3 protein-coding genes and 2 pseudogenes are annotated in these 2822 nt (G+C 39.1%); 3 read left to right on the forward strand and 2 right to left on the reverse strand.

What is annotated here, in order from left to right:
• Positions 1 to 188: 188 nt before the first annotated feature.
• Complete coding sequence (locus tag Sarmat_RS06380; protein WP_202149930.1) at positions 189 to 626, reverse strand: helix-turn-helix domain-containing protein; 438 nt, start codon at positions 624 to 626, stop codon at positions 189 to 191.
• A gap of 114 nt (positions 627 to 740) precedes the next feature.
• Between Sarmat_RS06380 and Sarmat_RS06385 the strand changes: the two are divergent.
• Positions 741 to 1231, forward strand: a pseudogene (locus Sarmat_RS06385) (YbaK/EbsC family protein).
• Entirely contained in the window at positions 1228 to 1638 is a 411-nt protein-coding gene (locus Sarmat_RS06395) for a DUF2000 domain-containing protein (protein ID WP_202149932.1), read from the forward strand. Before Sarmat_RS06385 ends, Sarmat_RS06395 begins: the two are co-directional and overlap by 4 nt.
• Positions 1639 to 1648: 10 nt before the next feature.
• Here the strand turns inward: Sarmat_RS06395 and Sarmat_RS06400 are convergent, their stop codons facing one another.
• Positions 1649 to 2041 (reverse strand): hypothetical protein, encoded by a 393-nt coding sequence (locus tag Sarmat_RS06400; RefSeq protein WP_202149933.1) that lies wholly within the window; start codon positions 2039 to 2041, stop codon positions 1649 to 1651.
• A gap of 405 nt (positions 2042 to 2446) precedes the next feature.
• Here Sarmat_RS06400 and Sarmat_RS06405 point away from each other — a divergent pair.
• Positions 2447 to 2660: pseudogene (locus Sarmat_RS06405) on the forward strand (IS5/IS1182 family transposase); the annotation flags it as partial.
• Positions 2661 to 2822 lie beyond the last annotated feature (162 nt).

Here is a 2822-nt window from a genome sequence, read left to right on the forward strand (position 1 = left end):
TTCTTTATTATTATTTCAAACTTTTCTAGCTCCATGCCAAATAATCTTAAAAAAAACTCTTGGATGTTTAGCAATTTTACTGTATCTTATCATTGTGTGTAGTCTCTTGTTGGTTAAAAATTAAGTTCTATACACGCTTTATAAAAAATATTAACCCCTCCCTGTAAGTAATTTTCAATTCTATATACTTACGCAAGAGGTCTAATAGACCCAGTCACTGGAATCACATGCTCGATCACTCCTTTTTGATGGGGCGGCGATAGATGCGTACAACCTGGTAGCAGCTCTGTAATGAATACTTCAAACCCAAGATTCTCATCAAAGGGGAAGATAGGCATAACGTTGATCTTATCATCTTGTTTATGTAGCTGTTGTAGTCCAGGATTTCTATGCACAAAGCCTGATTTATAAGGCTCTATATCCTCTACAAAGGATGAAAATGACACATCAAGTCCACTTGCAATCTTCCAAAGCGTTGCGATTGTAGGACTTGATTCCCCCCGCTCAATTTGTCCAAGCATAGCTTTACTAACCCCGGTTTTCGCTGAAGTAACATCTAAACTCCAGCCTCTTTGATTTCGAAGATCTTTCAAAGTGGATGATATTTTAGCTGTTAAATGATTCATGATTCCCTCACAAAAAAATGCTTGTGCGTTATAACGTACAGTGTTATATTATAGATTATTGTGCGCTATAACGCATAAAATGTAAAGTAGTAAAATTCTATAAATGAGGTAATGATGACACCAAAACTCGCTAAAAGCGCCGTTTCCGTTCAAGAAGCGCTTGATTACCTGGGGTTAGAGTGCAAAGTTTTAGAGCTACCAAATAGCACTAGGACTGCTCTAGATGCAGCATCAGCTATTGGGTGCGAAATTTCACAAATTGTAAAGTCTCTAGTCTTTAGAACAAAGAAAACGAGGAAACCTGTTCTAGTATTAGCATCTGGCCCTAACCAGGTAGATATTAAAACAATAGAAGACTGCGTTGGCGAAAGCATAACAAAAGCGGATGCAGATTTTGTAAAGAGGTTACAGGATTTGCAATTGGCGGCATCCCTCCGGTAGGGCGCAAAAATGCCATAGATTTTATTTACATAGATCAGGATCTGATGGAGCTTGATAAAGTATGGGCCGCAGCTGGAACACCTAACGCTGTGTTTTGTATCAAAAGCCAAGATTTACTCAAGGCGACAGATGGGAAATTAATAAATATTAAGGAGGAAAAATGACATTTGAAAATAAATTGGTCATCATTGTGAATAAAGATATTGATGTAGGCGTTGCTATGAACGCCATTGCCCATGCATCTTTTGCTGTTGGTGCCTTACTTGGACCAGAGCAAGCTTTTTTACAATCCAACGTAGATGCAAGCGGCAATGACTGGAAAGTATCCGGCATGCCTTATATTGTCTTACGTGGAAAATCAAACGAGATTAAAAAAGCTGTATTAGGTGCCAAAGAACAAGGAATTATGCAGCTTGCTTTTGTTGATAGCATGACTGGTGGTACCTATTTAGAGCAAATCGATAATATTGCCAAAAAGAGTCAAGATGAGCATCTTTATTATGCTGCTGTAATTTTTGGTAAGTGGGATATTGTATCACAAATTACCAAGAAATTTTCTCTTTATAAATAGAAGGTCTATTTTATACCACCTCGCAGCCAAATAATTCGTCTTGTTCATGCCACAGACTCGGGATGTTTTGCATGAGGTCGGCGAGTTTCATATGGCGGGGTTGGTGGCCTAAAAGAATAGCCTCTTTAAGTTTCGGAGCAAGAAAATTGAGTCTGAGGATCAGCTGCACGTATTTGGCTGTGACTTTATTGGCGTCACATAAGTCCTGCATAGTTTGGTATTTGCCGGATTTTAGCTGGCGTTGCCATAGGTGGGCACGGACCAAGGCTTTGACTAATGTGGTGTCTATGGATGCATTCTGAGCCGTTAATTGAGTTTTACCTTCCGGCACCAGCACCATCTTCCTACCGCCCCGTTTTTTAAGGCGCATGGGCATGAATACCGATAGCTCTCCTTTGTTCATAGACATGCCTCTATACCAGCATGCAGCAGTAAACTTTGCAGTCCATCTGTATGGATGCGCACATCAATGCCATTCTCTCGCACCAAAACCACTTTGATCAGCAAGTAGATAATACGGTATTGCTCAACCGGAAAAAAGCGAATCCCAAATCACATCAATTTGCTGCAGCATTGCAAAGGCTTCATCCGTGGAGATTTGACCCTCCAGAGATTTTAAGGTCTTAGCGGTAATTTCAGGGCATTTGAGGAGTTCGCGTACTTGTTGTACAACGAAACGCTCAACTTCGTTAGAGGCAATGGTTTTGTGGTGAGAGGCGCAACTTTTGCCGCGTAAATAGACCTCTTTCGAAACTGTGATATATGTGTATACTCAAGCTAGGTCAATAACAATATTATGGTTGTGCAATTGAAATATGAACAAGTGAAGATTTTATCAGATGATCAATTCAGAAGATTAATAGGAGTTAAGCGTGGTGCGTTTGATAAGATGGTAAAAATATTAGAAGAAGCTGATAAAAAGAAAAAAACTAAAGGAGGTAGAAGAAATAAGCTGAGCATGGAAAAATCAGCTATTAATGGCATTGGAATATATCAGAGAATACCGCGCATATTTCCATGTTGGGACCGTTACGAGATGAGGTAATTTTTGTTATAATAAATCTCAAAAGAACGAGGTTTTCAAATGTCTTCAGCGCATCAAATTACAATGGTAAGTTTAAATCAATTAGTTAGTCCAAAGCATCAATATCGCAAATTTAAAGACTTATTTGATTTTGAGGTGG

It is taken from the genome of Candidatus Sarmatiella mevalonica (genome assembly GCF_016751895.1).
GTDB lineage: Bacteria > Pseudomonadota > Alphaproteobacteria > Rickettsiales > Rickettsiaceae > Sarmatiella > Sarmatiella mevalonica.